The sequence below is a fragment of the Burkholderia cenocepacia genome (genome assembly GCF_014211915.1).
GTDB lineage: Bacteria > Pseudomonadota > Gammaproteobacteria > Burkholderiales > Burkholderiaceae > Burkholderia > Burkholderia orbicola.
In genome coordinates this window covers 3,171,879-3,187,482 of record NZ_CP060039.1, presented here as the reverse complement: position 1 = coordinate 3,187,482, position 15,604 = coordinate 3,171,879, and the positions used below count along the sequence as shown (strand labels likewise).

The window sequence follows — 15,604 nt, the reverse complement described above, 5'->3', positions numbered from 1 at the left end:
AGCATGGCTGGTCTCCCCGACAGGAATCGAACCTGTATCTAGCGCTTAGGAGGCGCTTGTTCTATCCATTGAACTACGGGGAGAGCCATATCCGAGCATTCGCGCAAGAGATGGCGAACCGGACGGCGGTGTGGACAGCGCGCAGAGTATAGCAAACGCGCGGCGCGTCGGCGGGGCGGAATGCACCCCCGACGCGCGTATCGCGTGACCAACCGCGATCGAAACAGAAAATCAGAAATCGACGACGACGAAATCTTCCTTGCCCACGTCGCAAAGCGGGCAGCGCCAGTCCGCCGGAATGTCGGCGAAACGCGTGCCGGCCGGGATACCCTCGTCGGGCAGCCCTTCCGCTTCGTTGTAGACCCACCCGCAAATCAGGCAGACCCAGCTCTGGTATTCGGTTACTTCGCTCATGTTGCGCTCGGGATAATGAAAATTCGGCAATGCCGTCCGCAGCGTGGCCGGCGGACGAAAGGCGCAATGGTACCGGAATTTCGCCGAACACCTGCGCAACGTCGTTTTAAACGTACGCATCGCGAACAACCGGCGCCGTCGCGTCGGTCGGACATGCAGTGTATGCTTCGTGGGCCTGTCAATCTGAAGGAGGAAACGATGCTCAACAGAAAGTGGATCGCGGGTGCAGTCTGTGTCGCGGCAATGGCCGTATCGACGCTCGCGCGCGCCGAAGCGCGTGTGTTCTTCGTCGAGCCGCAGGACGGCGCGACGGTGTCGAGCCCCGTGCACGTGAAGTTCGGTCTCGAAGGCATGGCGCTCAAGCCGGCCGGCGACATGACCCCGGATACCGGTCACCATCATCTGCTGATCGACGGCAAGCCGGTGCCGAAGGGCGACGTGATCCCGGCGACCGACCATTCGCTGCATTTCGGCAAGGCCCAGACCGAAACCGACGTGAAGCTGCCGCCCGGTCAGCACACGCTGACGCTGCAGCTCGGTGACGGCGCGCACCGTTCGTACGGTCCCGAACTGAGTTCGACGATCACGATCAACGTGAAGTAACCGTACGTCCCGCGCCGGCGCTCGCCGCGCCGCGCACGGGATCGGCCGATCGGCCGGTCGCGGGCATCCGGCCGGCGTTCGGCCGTTTACGCGGGCACGTAAACCACGGCCGGCATCCAAAGCGAAAAGCCGCCCGCAACCTGCTCACGGCACCGCGCCGACGCACCTCAAGCGCAACCTGCGGCGCTCGTCCATCCAGCCAAGCCGATACCGGCCCGCGCGCCCGGTACAATGGGCGCTTCCGATTTCTCTCTTCGCCGTCTCCCCATGTCGCTCTATTCCATTACCGGCGCGCAGCTCGCGTTCGGTCACGTCGCGTTGCTCGATCACGCGGATTTCTCGCTGGAAGCCGGCGAGCGGGTCGGCCTGATCGGCCGCAACGGCGCGGGCAAGTCGTCGCTGCTGAAGATCGTCGCCGATCTCGCGAAGCCCGACGACGGGCTGGTCACGCGTCAGCAGGAGCTCGTGACGGTCTACGTGCCGCAGGAGCCCGAATTCGAGCCGGGCGCGACGGTGTTCGACGCGGTCGCGTCGGGGCTCGCGCACACGCGCGAACTGCTCGAAGAATACGATTCGATCGCGCACCGCCTCGCGGAGATCCCGGAAGGCGCCGAGCACGATGCGCTGCTCGCGCGGATGAACGCGCTGCAGTCCTCGCTGGACGCGCACGACGCGTGGAACTGGCGCACGCGCGTGTCGATGACGCTCGCGCAGATCGGCTTGCAGGACGTCGACGCAAGCGTCGACGCGCTGTCGGGCGGGATGCAGAAGCGCGTCGCGCTGGCGCGCGCGCTGGTGCTGCAGCCCGACGTGCTGCTGCTCGACGAACCGACCAACCACCTCGACTTCGACGGCATTCGCTGGCTGGAAGAGCTGCTCGTCGCGCAGCGCGCGGGCCTGCTGTTCATCACCCACGATCGCGCGTTCCTCGACCGCGTCGCGACGCGCATCGTCGAGCTCGATCGCGGTCGGCTGCTGTCGTATCCGGGCAATTTCTCCGCGTACCAGACGCGCAAGGCGCAGCAGCTCGAAGTCGAGCGGGTGGAGAACGAGAAGTTCGACAAGTTGCTCGCGCAGGAAGAAGTGTGGATCCGCAAGGGCGTCGAAGCGCGCCGCACGCGCAGCGTCGGCCGCATCGCGCGGCTCGTGCAGATGCGCAACGAGCGCGCGGAGCGCCGCAATGCGCAGGGCAACGTGAAGCTGGACGTCGCGCAGGGCGAGAAGTCGGGCAAGATCGTCGCGGAGCTGACCGACGTGACGAAGCGCTACGGCGGCCGCACGGTGGTCGACCGCTTCTCGACGACGGTCATGCGCGGCGACAAGATCGGCTTCGTCGGCCCGAACGGCGCCGGCAAGACCACGTTGCTGAAGCTGATCCTCGGCGACCTGAAGCCCGACGAAGGCACGGTGCGCACCGGCACGAACCTGCAGGTCGCGTATTTCGACCAGATGCGCGCGCAGCTCGACCAGGAGAAGAGCCTCGCGGATACGATCAGCCCGGGAAGCGAATGGGTCGAGATCGGCGGTGTGCGCAAGCACGTGATGAGCTACCTCGGCGATTTCCTGTTCGCGCCGGAGCGCGCGCGTTCGCCGGTGAAGTCGCTGTCGGGCGGCGAGCGCAACCGCCTGCTGCTCGCGCGGCTGTTCGCGCGCCCGGCCAACGTGCTGGTGCTCGACGAACCGACCAACGACCTCGACATCCCGACGCTCGAACTGCTCGAAGAGCTGCTGGCCGACTACGACGGCACGGTGCTGCTGGTCAGCCACGATCGCGCGTTCCTCGACAACGTCGTGACGTCGGTGATCGCGGCGGAGGGCGACGGCAAGTGGCGCGAATATGTCGGCGGCTTCACCGACTGGCAGATCCAGAGCGAGCGCTCGGAGCAGCTCGCGCAGCAGGAAGCGGCGAAGCGCGCGGTCAAGGAAGCGGCGCCCGCGAAGGACGAGCCGGCGAAGAGCGCGGCCGGCCGCAACGCGCAGCGCACGGTGAAGCTGTCATTCAACGAGCAGCGCGAGCTCGATTCGCTGCCTGAGAAGATCGCCGCGCTCGAAGCTGAGCAGAAGACGATCAACGCGCAGCTCGAAGATGGCGCGATTTTCGCGAAGGACCCGCAGGAAGGCACGCGCCTGACCGAGCGGTTCGCGGCGATCGACGACGAATTGCTCGCCGCGCTCGAACGGTGGGAAACGCTTGAGGCGAAGCGCAAGCCGGTGTGACGCGCGCGGTGCGCGCCGATCCCGCGATTGGCGTGCCACGCGGAACCAGTAAAATACCGCGCGTCCAGGGCAGCGCCGCACATGCCGCGCGCCCGCTTTCGGAGCAGTCCAAGCACACCGTTGTTTCGATTCGCTTTTTTACGGAACTCAACGTTTTGTCCACGACGTTATCCACACGAGGTGTGGACAACGTCCCGATGAATGACGAAATTCAGCGCCTATGTCAACGAAGAAACCCAGCGCGGCCTATAGCGAAGCATCGATCAAGGTGCTCAAGGGTCTCGAGCCGGTCAAGCAGCGTCCCGGCATGTACACCCGTACCGAGAATCCGCTGCACATCATCCAGGAAGTCATCGACAACGCGTCCGACGAGGCGCTCGGCGGCTACGGCAAGCAGATCACGGTCACGCTGCACGCTGACCAGTCGGTCTCGGTCGAAGACGACGGCCGCGGCATCCCGTTCGGCATGCACCCCGAAGAAGGCGTGCCGGTCGTCGAGATCGTGTTCACGCGCCTGCATGCGGGCGGCAAGTTCGACAAGGCCGCGGGCGGCGCCTATACGTTCTCGGGCGGCCTGCACGGGGTCGGCGTGTCGGTCACGAACGCACTCGCGACGCGTCTCGACGTGACGGTGTGGCGCGACGGCAAGATCGCCGAACTCGGCTTCGCCGACGGCGACGTCGTGAAGCCGCTGTCCACGCAAGGCGCGGGCCGCGGCGAGAAGAAGTCCGGCACGCGCGTGCAGGTGTGGCCGAATCCGAAGTACTTCGATTCGCCGAACCTGCCGCTCGGCGAGCTGCAGCGTCTGCTGCGCTCGAAGGCCGTGCTGCTGCCGGGCGTCGAGGTCGTGCTCGTCAACGAAAAGACGGGCGAGCGCCAGACGTGGAAGTATGAAGACGGCCTGCGCGGCTACCTGCTCGACGAAATGAACGGCAGCGAGCTGCTGATCCCGCTGTTCGAAGGCGAGCGCTTCGCCGATTCGCGTTCGACCGACGAAACCTTCGCCGAAGGCGAGGGCGCGTCGTGGGTCGTCGCATGGAGCGAGGAAGGCTCGCTCGTGCGCGAGTCGTACGTGAACCTGATCCCGACGCCGGCCGGCGGCACCCACGAGTCGGGCCTGCGCGACGGTCTCTACCAGGCCGTGAAGAGCTTCGTCGAGTTGCACAACCTGCAGCCGAAGGGCGTGAAGCTGCTCGCGGAAGACGTGTTCGCGCGCGTGTCGTTCGTGCTGTCCGCAAAGGTGCTCGATCCGCAGTTCCAGGGACAGATCAAGGAGCGGCTGAACAGCCGCGACGCGGTGAAGCTCGTGTCGTCGTTCTCGCGTCCGGCACTCGAACTGTGGCTGAACCAGCACGTCGAGCACGGCAAGAAGCTTGCCGAACTCGTGATCAAGCAGGCGCAGGCGCGCACGCGCGCCGGCCAGAAGGTCGAGAAGCGCAAGAGCTCGGGCGTCGCGGTGCTGCCCGGCAAGCTGACCGATTGCGAGACGGAAGATATCGCGCGCAACGAACTGTTCCTGGTCGAGGGCGACTCGGCGGGCGGCTCCGCGAAGATGGGCCGCGACAAGGAATACCAGGCGATCCTGCCGCTGCGCGGCAAGGTGCTGAACACGTGGGAAACCGAGCGCGACCGCCTGTTCGCGAACAACGAGGTGCACGACATCTCGGTCGCGATCGGCGTCGATCCGCACAGCCCCGACGACACCGTCGACCTGTCGAACCTGCGCTACGGCAAGATCTGCATCCTGTCGGACGCGGACGTCGACGGCTCGCACATCCAGGTGCTGCTGCTCACGCTGTTCTTCAAGCATTTCCCGCAACTGATCGAGCGCGGCCACGTGTTCGTCGCGCGTCCGCCGCTGTTCCGCGTCGACGCGCCCGCGCGCGGCAAGAAGCCCGCGCAGAAGCTCTATGCGCTCGACGACGGCGAGCTCGAAGCGATCCTCGACAAGCTGCGCAAGGACGGCGTGCGCGACACGCAATGGAGCATCAGTCGCTTCAAGGGCCTCGGCGAAATGAGCGCCGAGCAGCTGTGGGACACGACGATGAATCCCGACACGCGCCGCCTGATGCCGGTGAAGCTCGGCGAGCTCGACTACGAGGCGACGGTCGCGCGGATGACGATGCTGATGGGCAAGGGCGAGGCAGCCGCGCGGCGCGGCTGGCTCGAAGAAAAGGGCAACGACGTCGAAGCGGACATTTAGTGCAGTGTTCGACGCCAATCGGCACTGATGCGCTGCGCCTTCGCGCCCGTGGCGGCGTCGCAAATCCTTGCGATGCGTCTGGCATCGCTGCGGTTTGCTTCTTGCCACGAACGAGAATCCGCTGGCGCATCAGCACCGCTTGACATCGAACGCTGCACCGCCGCTTCCGCGCGGCCGGGTATGACGCCCGGCCCGGCCTCACGCCACTTACGAATACGGAATTCAGATGGACGACAATACTTCCGATCTCTTTGCCAGTCCCGACGCGCCCGAGAGCGACGCGCTGACGCTCGGCAACTACGCGGAGCAGGCGTATCTCAGCTACGCAGTCAGCGTCGTGAAGAGCCGCGCGCTGCCCGACGTGTGCGACGGCCAGAAGCCGGTGCAGCGCCGGATCCTGTTCGCGATGAACGAAATGGGCCTGGGGCCCGACGCGAAGCCGGTGAAGTCGGCGCGCGTGGTCGGCGACGTGCTCGGTAAATACCACCCGCACGGCGACCAGTCGGCATACGACGCGCTCGTGCGGCTCGCGCAGGATTTCTCGCTGCGCTACCCGCTGATCGACGGGCAGGGCAACTTCGGCTCGCGCGACGGCGACGGCGCTGCGGCGATGCGTTACACGGAAGCGCGCCTCACGCCGATCGCGAAGCTGCTGCTCGACGAGATCGACCAGGGCACGGTCGACTTCATGCCGAACTACGACGGCTCGTTCGAGGAGCCGAAGACGCTGCCGAGCCGCATGCCGTTCGTGCTGCTGAACGGCGCGTCGGGCATCGCGGTCGGCCTCGCCACCGAAATCCCGTCGCACAACCTGCGCGAAGTCGCGGCGGCGGCGGTCGCATTGATCCGCAATCCGAAGCTCACGCACGCGGAGCTGATGAACCTGATTCCCGGCCCGGATTTCCCCGGCGGCGGCCAGATCATCTCGAGCGACACCGAAATCGCGGCGGCGTACGAAACGGGCCGCGGCAGCCTGAAAGTGCGCGCGAAATGGAAGATCGAGGATCTCGCGCGCGGCCAGTGGCAGCTCGTCGTCACCGAGCTGCCGCCGAGCACGTCGGGCCAGAAGGTGCTCGAGGAAATCGAGGAACTGACCAACCCGAAGCTCAAGCTCGGCAAGAAGACGCTGACGCCCGAGCAGCTCAACACGAAGAAGGCGATGCTCGACCTGCTCGACGCGGTGCGCGACGAGTCGGGCAAGGAAGCGGCGGTGCGGCTCGTGTTCGAGCCGAAGTCGCGCACGATCGACCAGACGGAATTCGTGAACACGCTGCTCGCGTACACGAGCCTCGAATCGAACGCGACGCTGAACCTCGTGATGATCGGCGCCGACGGCCGGCCGGGCCAGAAGGGCCTGCTGACGATCCTCGACGAATGGGTGAAATTCCGCCAGCTGACGATGACGCGCCGGTGCCGCCATCGTCTCGCGAAGGTCGACGACCGCATCCACATCCTCGAAGGGCGGATGATCGTCTTCCTGAACATCGACGAGGTGATCCGCATCATCCGCGAGTCGGACGAGCCGAAGGCCGCGCTGATGAGCGCGTTCGGCCTCAGCGAGCGGCAGGCCGAGGACATCCTCGAAATCCGGTTGCGCCAGCTCGCGCGGCTCGAGAAGATCAAGATCGAGAAGGAACTCGACGCGCTGCGCGACGAAAAGGCAAAGCTCGAGGAACTGCTCGCGAACGAAAGCGCGATGAAGCGGCTGATGATCAAGGAGATCGAGGCCGATGCGAAGCAGTACGGCGACGATCGCCGCACGCTGATCCAGCAGGAAAAGCGTGCGACGTTCGAGGCGAAGGTGGTCGACGAGCCGGTGACGGTGGTCGTGTCGCAGAAGGGCTGGGTGCGTGCGTTGAAGGGCCACGGGCTCGATCCGGCCGGCTTCACGTTCAAGGCGGGCGACCACCTGTACGCGGCGTTCCAGTGCCGCACGCCGGATCGCCTGATCGCGTGGGGCAGCAGCGGCCGCGTGTATTCGGTCGATGTCTCGGTGCTGCCGGGCGGGCGCGGCGACGGCGTGCCGGTCACGTCGCTGATCGAGCTCGAATCGGGCTCGCACCTGATGCACTACTACGCGGCGCCGGCCGACCAGCAACTGCTGCTCGCGTCGAGCAACGGCTTCGGCTTCCTCGCGAAGGTCGGCGACATGGTGAGTCGCCTGAAGGCCGGCAAGTCGTTCATGACGATCGATGCGGGTGCGGTGCCGCTCGCGCCGATGCCGGTGCTGCCGAACGCGACGCAGGTCGCCTGCCTGTCGAGCGGCGGGCGCTTGCTGGTGTTCGGGATGGACGAGATGAAGACGCTGTCCGGCGGCGGGCGCGGCGTGATCCTGATGGCGCTCGACGACAAGGAAACGCTCGTGCAGGCACTCGCGATCGATCCGTCCGGGGTCGTGCTGATCGGCACCGGTCGCGGCGGCAAGGTGCAGGACGAGACGTTGTCGTATGCCGGGCTCGCGCCGCACATCGGCAAGCGCGCCCGCAAGGGCCGCGCGCCGGACACGAAGCTCAAGGTCGTCACCGAGTTGCGTCCGCTGCTCGGCTGACGCCGCGCGGTCGTCCGGATCGCCCGGTTCATCCGGTTCGTTCGGTTCGGCCGCGATCGAAGGCCGCACGTCCGCTTCGGCGGGCGGGCGGCTTTTTCTTTTCTGGCTGGGGGATTCGGGTAAGCAAGCGTGGCGTTGTCACGCGGAATTTGCAAAATAGTGTGAAATCGCGCTGAGGGTCCGAACCGCCGCGCGGCTGGCGAGTCGAACGTCGCTTGATGCCGCGTGCGACGCGGCCGTTCGCTGCACCCCATTCATCACAGGATCATCCCCATGTCCCACGCCGTTGCCGTCGCGCTGTTTCTTCACCTGCTGGCCGTCGCCGTGTGGGTGGGCGGGATGGTCTTCGCGCACTTCTGCCTGCGTCCCGCACTGTCCGACCTGTCGCCGCAGCTGCGGTTGCCGCTGATCGAAGGCGTGTTCGGCCGCTTCTTCAACTGGGTTTCAGGGGCCGTGATCGTGATCCTGCTGTCCGGCGGCTTCCTGCTGACGAGCTTCGGCGGCGCGCACGCGACGTGGTCGCTGCACGCGATGGCCGGGCTCGGCGTCGTGATGATGCTGATCTTCGGGCACATCCGCTTCGCGTTGTTCCCGCGCATTCGCCGTGCGGTGCAGGCGCAGAACTGGCCGGACGGCGCGCGCGCGGTGAACGCGGTGCGCCTGCTCGTCGTCGTGAACCTCGTGCTCGGCGTCGTCACGATTGGCGCGGCCGTGCTGTCGCGCGGTTTCTGACCGGCTGGCGCCAGCCCTCAGCCCTCAGCCTTCAGCCTTCAGCCCTCCGTCCCCGGCAGGCTCGACGGCACACGCACCGCTACGCGGCAAGCATCGCGTCGAGCAGCCATGACCCGGCCGGCCCGAGCGGCCGGTTGCGCGACCAGACCGCATCCACCCGCACGCGGCGCGGCCAGCCGCGCGCATGCAGTTCGCACAGGCGGTCGCGCGCGAAGTGCTCGACCATCCAGCGCGGCAGTTCAGCCCAGCCGAACCCCAGCACCGCCATCTCCAGCAGCATCAGGTAGCTCGGCGCGAGCCAGTGCTGCGTGCCGACGACGATCCGGTCGTCGGTGCCGCGTCCTTCCGTTTTCACGTAGGTATTGAGGCGCAGTTCGCGCACGTCGCGCAGCGCCGCGTGCGGCACCTCGGCGTCGCCATATGCGGCGAGCGCGTGCGTGCGGCCGACGAACAGCCCGATCTCCGATTCCTCCGCCACCGTCGCCGCGCCGATATCGGCCGGGTAGGTCGCGCGCGCGGCCATCAGCCCGAGTTGCGCGCGGCCTTGCTGGATCAGGTCGAGGACGTCGTCGTGCTCGGCGATCTGGCATTCGAGCTCGAGCGCCGGAAAACGCCGTTCGAGCGCCATCAACGTCTCTTCGTAGCGCTTCGACTGGTACGTATCCGAGACGACGAGCGTGAGCCGCGCTTCCTCGCCGTGCGCGAGCCGGGCGGCCGTGCGGTCGATCGCCGCGCTGGCCTCGAGCGCGCGCTGCACGTGCGGCAGCAGCGCGCGGCCGGCGTCGGTGAGCGTCGGCGCGCGCGTCGAGCGATCGAACAGTTGCACGCCGAGGTCGATTTCGAGATTCGCGATCGCTTCCGACACCGTCGACTGGCGCTTGCCGAGCTTGCGTGCGGCGGCCGTAAACGAGCCGAGCAGCGCCGCTTCGGCGAATGCGAGCAGGGCTTCCGGGGCGTGGTGCATGCAGGGTTCCTGACAGCGTTATATCGGTAAAACCGATGATATCAAACTGGATTCATACGGTTATGCCGATCAAAATGGCCGACATGGATCAGGTAACGCATTGGAGCGAATCATGAAACAGATCAATAAAACGGTGACGGAACGGCTACTGCACGCGCTGACGTTCGAACTGGTGGCGATCGCGCTGTGCGCGCCGATCGGCGCATGGCTGCTCGACATGCCGGTATCGCACGTCGGCGTGCTGACGGTGATGGTGTCGCTGATCGCGATGGCGTGGAACATGACGTTCAACACGCTGTTCGACCGCTTCGAGCGCCGGGCCGGGTTGTCGCGCACGCTCGGCATGCGGGTCGCGCACGCGGTGACGTTCGAGCTCGGCCTCGTCGCGATGGTGGTGCCGGTTGCCGCGTGGTGGCTGAACGTGAGCCTCGTCGAGGCGCTGTTGCTCGACCTCGGCATCGTGCTGTTCTTCCTGCCGTACACGTTCTGCTTCAACCTCGCGTACGACGCGCTGCGTGCCCGCTGGATGGCACGCCGGGTTACGGTGCAGGCAGGTTGAGCGGGTGAGGCGGACCAGACCGGACAGGGCGACGGCCGGCGCTCGTCAGCGCGCGGCCCACAGCCACACGCTGCATACCACGGCGACCGCGCCGTACACGGCATAGACGGGCACCTTGAAGCGCGTGAAGCACACCGTGGCGAACGCGCCCGTCAGCCAGTAAACCGGTTCGGCCGGTTCGCGATGCAGGATTTTCACGACGGCGACCACGAGAAAGCCGGTCGTCGCCGCGCGCAGCAGGCGCATCCCGTGCTCGAAGCGCGAATGGCGCTTGAGCCGGAGCAGATGGTTCTGCGCAAACACGACGAGGCATCCCGACGGAATGAACAGCGCGGCGGTGGCGAGCAGCGCGCCGAACCAGCCGTCGGTCAGATAGCCGAGAAACGGCACGACGTTCAGCAACGGCCCCGGCGCGACCGGCGACAGCGCGAACGCCAGCGTGAAGTCGTGATCGGAGATGCCCGTCGCCGGTGAGACGAACAGCGTCTTGAGCACCGGCAGCGCGGAGAAGCCGCCGCCGAACAGCGTCATGCCGGCGCCCGCGAGGCGCGGCCATAGCAATTCCGCCTGGTAATCGCCGGGCAGCGGCACCGCGAACAGCACGACGAGCACGCCGAGCAGCACGAGCAGGGTGCGGTCGCGCTTCGACAGCGTGAAATCGACCGCGTCGCGCTGCGGCGGCCCCGTCAGCCAGCCCGCTGCAAACGCGGCGAACAGAATCCCGACGAAAGCGGCCGGACTATGCGCGAAAGCGAGCAGAATCGTCGATAGTGCGGCGATCGCCTGTTCGAGCCGCGTGCGCGCGAGCGAGCGCACCTGCTTGACCCACGTGACGCCGATCAGCGCGGCGAGCACCATGCCGAAGTGATTGATCAGCATCGGCGCGGCAAGCGAGCGCACGAGCGGCGTCTGATAGAAGATCGCGAACAGCGTCATCAGGATCGAGAACGGCAGCACGCTCGCGATGCCGGCGACCCAGGCGCCGGCACGGCCATGCAGCGTCTGGCCGACCTGCACGGCGACGTTGCAGCCGACGGGGCCCGGGACGAGCCATGCGAGCGCGACGAGATCGCCGAAGACGTGCGGCTCGATGCGCCGCAGCCGCTCCACGTAATGGCGTTCGAGTTGCGCCATCATCGAAAGCCCGCCCCACGAAACGGCCGAAATGCCGGCGACGACCTTGAACAAGGCCCATAGGGATGCCGGTGCCTCTTCGACACGCGCGGTCGCTTCGACTTCGACGGTTGTCATGATTGGTGTGGTTGGCGCAGGGCCAGATCTCTCGCGTATGGCCGTGCCGGCGGCCCGCCGACACGTCGGCCCTCCCGATTGTCCGCTGCGCATCATGACACTGCCATGCGCGAAAACGCTAGTTAATGAATTGAACGATCGGATCGGAAAACGCAACGATTGCGGCGTTGCACAACGCGCGCGCCTGCAGCAGTGCGGCGCTCATGCGCCCGTGCTGCCGGTCGCGCGATGTGCGACGACATTCGGATGCTCGCCGCGCACGCCGAAGCGGGCGATCAGCGCGGGAATCGCATCGGCCGGCACCGGGCGCGAGAACAGGAAGCCCTGCGCCTCGATTTCGCCGAGCGCGGACAGCCACGTGATCTGCTCCTCGGTCTCCGTGCCCTCGACGACGACGGTCAGCCCGAGCGAGCGCGCGAGATGCACGATCGACGACACCATCACGCACACGCTGCGGTCGTTCGGAATCGCCTGCACGAACGAGCGGTCGACCTTCAGCGTGTCGACGGAGAAGCGGTGCAGGTACGACAGCGACGAGTAGCCGGTGCCGAAATCGTCGAGCGCGATCCGGATGCCGAGCTTTTTCAGCGCGACGATCTTCTCGGACACGAGTTCCGGATATTCCATCATCGCGGTCTCGGTGATCTCGATCTCGAGCCGGTTCGCGGGGATGCCGGTGTCCTGCAGCGCCTGCGAGATCGTCTCGATCAGGTCGCCGCGCCAGAACTGCACGGGCGAGATGTTGACCGCGAGCGTCAGCGTGTCGTGGCCTTCGTCGCGCCAGCGCGCGATCTGCTCGCACGCGGTACGGATCACGAAGTCGCCGATCGGCACGATCAGGCCGGTCGATTCGGCGATCGAAATGAATTCGTTCGCGGAGATGACGCCGTGCTCGGGGTGATCCCAGCGTGCGAGCGCCTCGAAGCCGGTGATGGTGCGATGCGTGAGGTCGATCTTCGGCTGGTACGCGAGGAACAGCTGCCCCTCGGCGAGCGCGACGCGCAATTGCTGTTCCCAGCGCATCAGGTGGTCGGCGCGGTGCGACAGGTGCGGCGCATAGAACTGGTAGCAGTTCTTGCCGGCGTCCTTCGCGCTGTACATCGCGAGGTCGGCCTTTTTCAGCAGGTCGATCTCGCTTTCGTTCGCGACGGTGTGCAGCGCGATGCCGATGCTCGCATGCAGCACGAACGAACTGCCGCGCACGTCGAACGGCTCGCCGAACATCCGGATGATCGCTTCCGCGAGCCGCACCGCGCGCCGCTCGACGTCGTCGCCCTTCATCACGACGACGAACTCGTCGCCGCCGATGCGCGCGAGCGAACCTTCGTCGCCGACCGCATCGGCCAGGCGCGACGCGGTCATCTGCAGCACGATGTCGCCGGCGTTGTGGCCGAGCGTGTCGTTGACGGTCTTGAAGTTGTCGAGATCGATGAACAGCAGGCCGAGCCGCGACAGGCTCGCGGGCATCGACACGTCGTTGCGCAGCCCGCGCAGCGTCGCATAGCGGTTCGCGAGGCCGGTGAGCAGGTCGTATTCGGCGAGCTGCGTCATTTCGCGCTCGCGGCCGAGCAGCTTGCCGATCAGGCCCGTCGCGACGCCGAAGAACGCGAGCATCGCGAGCGTGATGAAGCTCGTCATCAGCAGGTAGACGTTGCGCGTGTGGGTGTAGTCCGCGAACTCTTCCGTCTGCGACAGGCCGACCATCACCGCGAGCGGGTAGCCGTCGAGGTGGCGGTACGACACGATGCGCGTTACGCCGTCGATCGGATCGATGATCGTGCCCGTCACGCGCTCGGCGATCGGGTAGACGCCCGACGCCGAAAACGCGCCCGGCGCGTTGCTCACCGAGCCCGTGCGCCGCGCGAGCACCGCACCGGTATCGGACACGACCGCGATCACGCCTTCCTTGCCGATGGCCGCGTTGTTGTAGAAATCGTTCGTGAAGTAGCTCGGGTCTTCCGACACCACGACGATGCCCGCGAAGCTGCCGTCCGGGTTGTTCAGGCGCCGCGTCATCTGCAGCGTCCAGTGGCTCGACACGCGGCCGAGCACGGGCTTGCTGATGAAGAGGCGGTCGTCGTTGTGCGCGAGGTGGACCTTGAAGTCCTCGCGGTCGGACAGGTTGATCGGCTGCGGATGGAGTTCGGCGGTGTTCGCGAACAGGATGCCCTTCGCGTTGACGAGCGATACCTGGATCAGCGTGTCGCTCGGCACGACGCCTTTCTCGACGGCGCTCGCGAGATTGAAGCGCGCCGGCGATTTCTCGAATTCGAACTTGACGAAGCGGGTGATCTGGTCGACCTGGTGGATCGCCTTGACCGTATGCTGCTCGAGCGCGGACGACAGGATCGCCGCGGAGGCCGCCGCTTCCTTGTACGCACTGTCCTTTTCGACGGACAGACGCGCGATGATCACGGCCCACAGCAGCGCGAGCGCCAGCATCCCGAGCAGCGGGATGGCGAACAGCGCACGCCGGCGCGACTTGCGCGGCGCGCGCAGCGGCCGGTTCGGCGGCGTGTGGTTGGACCGGGCGGAGCTCATCGAAGAGGGCGGCGTCCTGCTCGCGTGCGCCATCCGTCTGGATGGCCGGCTATGGTTCGGATTGTCCCGACGTCTGTTCGTTCGCGGGACGCGCAACCATGGACAGACCTCCGAAACAACGGATTAGGCCCGATATTACTGGCTGGAACGTTTTTGCGATAGTTGGGCAAAGCGTAGGGCGCCGGACGAGCCGGCGCCATCCACATCGCGAAATGTCAGTCGGGTGACCGGAACGTGCCGTCGACGACCGTGACGACGTGGCCGCCGATCCAGGTCGTGCCGTCGTCGTCGTAGCTGACGAAGATGCGGCCGTCGCGGCCGATCGCCGTGCCCTGGCGGGCTGTATACGATTGGCCGGGGCGGCGTTCCTGGCGCGTCAGCAGCCCCGCGAGCGCGGCGTTCGCGCTGCCGGTGACGGGGTCCTCGCCGGGCGTGCCGAGCTGGCCGCCGGTCATCAGGCAGCGGATCTCGAACGTCGCGGGGCCGCCTTCGGCGTGCGGCGCGTAGGCGGCGAGGCCGTCCACGCCGTAGCGGTGGGTCAGCGCCGCCAGCGCGGCAGGATCGGGCGACAGGCCGATGCACGCATCGGCCGACTTCAGCCGCACGACCAGCCACGGTGCGCCGTTGTCCACCGCGCACGGCTCGGCGTCCAGGTCGAGCGCGTCGCTGCGCAGCGCGGCGGCCAGTACCGCGTAGTCCGAACGGTCGAGCGGCGTGACGCGTGCCGGCGGCGCGGCGAACGCCCAGCGGCCGCCCTGCTCGCGCAGCGCAACCCGGCCGATCCCGCACTGCTGGATCAGCCGGCCCGGCGTGCGCGGCTGCGCGCCGCTTTCCAGGAACGCATGCGCGGTGCCGAGCGTCGGGTGGCCGGCGAACGGCAGTTCGCCGCCGGTCGTGAAGATCCGCACGCGATAGTCGGCTTCCGGATCGGTCGGCGTGCAGAGGAACGTCGTTTCCGACAGGTTCGTCCAGCGGGCGATCTCGAGCATGGCGTCGTCGCCGAGCGAATCGGCGTCGAACACCACGGCAAGCGGATTGCCCTTGAACGGCACCGACGTGAACACGTCGACCTGCTTGAAGCGAACGAGACGACCGGGCATCGCGCTGCGCCCGTTACGCGACTTCGGCGATCAGTTCGATCTCGACGCACGCGCCGAGCGGGATCTGCGCGACGCCGAATGCCGAGCGCGCATGCTTGCCCGCGTCGCCGAACACTTCGGCGATCAGCTCCGACGCGCCGTTCGTCACGACGTGCTGTTCGGTGAAGTCGAGCGTCGAGTTGACGAGGCTCATCAGCTTGACGATGCGCGTGACCTTGTTCAGGTCGCCGGTGTGCGCGTGCAGCGTCGCGAGCAGGTCGATCGCGATCGAGCGGGCGGCGGCCTTGCCGTCTTCCGTTTGCAGATCCGCGCCGAGCTTGCCGGCCCAGACCTTGCCGTCCTTCTTCGCGATGTGGCCCGACAGGTAGACCGTGTTGCCGCTTTGCGCGCTCATCACGTAGGCGGCGGCCGGGGCGCCGGCGGTCGGGAGCTCGATGCCGAGCGACTTCAGTTTGTCGTAGACGTTAGCCAT

12 protein-coding genes and 1 tRNA gene are annotated in these 15,604 nt (G+C 66.8%); 6 read left to right on the top strand and 7 right to left on the bottom strand.

Going from position 1 to position 15,604, the window contains the following annotated elements; all coding sequences use genetic code 11:
• Positions 1-8: 8 nt before the first annotated feature.
• Together SY91_RS15055 and SY91_RS15050 are read right to left on the bottom strand one after the other, a co-directional pair.
• Positions 9-83: transfer RNA gene (locus tag SY91_RS15055), tRNA-Arg, on the bottom strand.
• A gap of 148 nt (positions 84-231) precedes the next feature.
• Positions 232-414, bottom strand: a complete 183-nt coding sequence (locus tag SY91_RS15050) for a rubredoxin (RefSeq protein ID WP_006478164.1) — start codon at positions 412-414, stop codon at positions 232-234.
• Between the two features lie 198 nt (positions 415-612).
• Here SY91_RS15050 and SY91_RS15045 point away from each other — a divergent pair, with 198 nt between their 5' ends.
• From SY91_RS15045 to SY91_RS15025, 5 genes are all read left to right on the top strand, one after another.
• A complete protein-coding gene (locus SY91_RS15045) occupies positions 613-1,017 on the top strand; it encodes a DUF4399 domain-containing protein (RefSeq protein WP_043887812.1) in 405 nt (134 codons plus the stop codon).
• A 231-nt stretch (positions 1,018-1,248) separates the two neighbouring features.
• Entirely contained in the window at positions 1,249-3,234 is a 1,986-nt protein-coding gene (locus SY91_RS15040; protein ID WP_011545892.1) for an ATP-binding cassette domain-containing protein, read from the top strand.
• Between the two features lie 220 nt (positions 3,235-3,454).
• Positions 3,455-5,437, top strand: a complete 1,983-nt coding sequence (locus SY91_RS15035) for a DNA topoisomerase IV subunit B (RefSeq protein WP_023476762.1) — start codon at positions 3,455-3,457, stop codon at positions 5,435-5,437.
• A gap of 226 nt (positions 5,438-5,663) precedes the next feature.
• Entirely contained in the window at positions 5,664-7,985 is a 2,322-nt protein-coding gene (gene parC / locus SY91_RS15030) for a DNA topoisomerase IV subunit A (protein ID WP_006478168.1), read from the top strand.
• Positions 7,986-8,258: 273 nt separating this feature from the next.
• On the top strand, positions 8,259-8,717 hold the full coding sequence (locus tag SY91_RS15025) for a CopD family protein (protein WP_006487629.1): 459 nt from the start codon (positions 8,259-8,261) through the stop codon (positions 8,715-8,717).
• Positions 8,718-8,796: 79 nt separating this feature from the next.
• Here SY91_RS15025 and SY91_RS15020 read toward each other — a convergent pair whose 3' ends face one another.
• Positions 8,797-9,681 (bottom strand): LysR family transcriptional regulator, encoded by an 885-nt coding sequence (locus SY91_RS15020; protein WP_023476760.1) that lies wholly within the window; start codon positions 9,679-9,681, stop codon positions 8,797-8,799.
• A 112-nt stretch (positions 9,682-9,793) separates the two neighbouring features.
• On the opposite strand from SY91_RS15020, the gene SY91_RS15015 reads away from it, so the two are divergent.
• Positions 9,794-10,240: a multidrug/biocide efflux PACE transporter gene (locus tag SY91_RS15015; RefSeq protein WP_011694345.1), complete on the top strand. Its 447-nt coding sequence runs from the start codon at positions 9,794-9,796 to the stop codon at positions 10,238-10,240.
• A 45-nt stretch (positions 10,241-10,285) separates the two neighbouring features.
• On the opposite strand, the gene SY91_RS15010 is transcribed toward SY91_RS15015, so the two are convergent.
• From SY91_RS15010 to SY91_RS14995, 4 genes are all read right to left on the bottom strand, one after another.
• Positions 10,286-11,491, bottom strand: a complete 1,206-nt coding sequence (locus tag SY91_RS15010; protein ID WP_023476759.1) for a chromate transporter — start codon at positions 11,489-11,491, stop codon at positions 10,286-10,288.
• Between the two features lie 201 nt (positions 11,492-11,692).
• Positions 11,693-14,032 carry an EAL domain-containing protein gene (locus tag SY91_RS15005; protein ID WP_023476758.1) on the bottom strand — a complete coding sequence of 780 codons (2,340 nt, stop codon included), beginning with the start codon at positions 14,030-14,032 and terminating at the stop codon, positions 11,693-11,695.
• A gap of 215 nt (positions 14,033-14,247) precedes the next feature.
• On the bottom strand, positions 14,248-15,132 hold the full coding sequence (locus tag SY91_RS15000) for a PhzF family phenazine biosynthesis protein (protein ID WP_023476757.1): 885 nt from the start codon (positions 15,130-15,132) through the stop codon (positions 14,248-14,250).
• Positions 15,133-15,145: 13 nt separating this feature from the next.
• The gene (locus tag SY91_RS14995; protein ID WP_006478174.1) at positions 15,146-15,604 is read right to left on the bottom strand and encodes a RidA family protein; all 459 of its coding nucleotides are present in this window, start codon (positions 15,602-15,604) and stop codon (positions 15,146-15,148) included.

Bases quoted from the DNA above. Each gene is read 5' to 3' on its own strand.
- SY91_RS15050 (WP_006478164.1), bottom strand. From the start codon at position 414: ATGAGCGAAGTAACCGAATACCAGAGCTGGGTCTGCCTGATTTGCGGG.
- SY91_RS15045 (WP_043887812.1), top strand. From the start codon at position 613: ATGCTCAACAGAAAGTGGATCGCGGGTGCAGTCTGTGTCGCGGCAATG.
- SY91_RS15040 (WP_011545892.1), top strand. From the start codon at position 1,249: ATGGGCGCTTCCGATTTCTCTCTTCGCCGTCTCCCCATGTCGCTCTAT.
- SY91_RS15035 (WP_023476762.1), top strand. From the start codon at position 3,455: ATGTCAACGAAGAAACCCAGCGCGGCCTATAGCGAAGCATCGATCAAG.
- parC (WP_006478168.1), top strand. From the start codon at position 5,664: ATGGACGACAATACTTCCGATCTCTTTGCCAGTCCCGACGCGCCCGAG.
- SY91_RS15025 (WP_006487629.1), top strand. From the start codon at position 8,259: ATGTCCCACGCCGTTGCCGTCGCGCTGTTTCTTCACCTGCTGGCCGTC.
- SY91_RS15020 (WP_023476760.1), bottom strand. From the start codon at position 9,681: ATGCACCACGCCCCGGAAGCCCTGCTCGCATTCGCCGAAGCGGCGCTG.
- SY91_RS15015 (WP_011694345.1), top strand. From the start codon at position 9,794: ATGAAACAGATCAATAAAACGGTGACGGAACGGCTACTGCACGCGCTG.
- SY91_RS15010 (WP_023476759.1), bottom strand. From the start codon at position 11,491: ATGACAACCGTCGAAGTCGAAGCGACCGCGCGTGTCGAAGAGGCACCG.
- SY91_RS15005 (WP_023476758.1), bottom strand. From the start codon at position 14,032: ATGAGCTCCGCCCGGTCCAACCACACGCCGCCGAACCGGCCGCTGCGC.
- SY91_RS15000 (WP_023476757.1), bottom strand. From the start codon at position 15,132: ATGCCCGGTCGTCTCGTTCGCTTCAAGCAGGTCGACGTGTTCACGTCG.
- SY91_RS14995 (WP_006478174.1), bottom strand. From the start codon at position 15,604: ATGGCTAACGTCTACGACAAACTGAAGTCGCTCGGCATCGAGCTCCCG.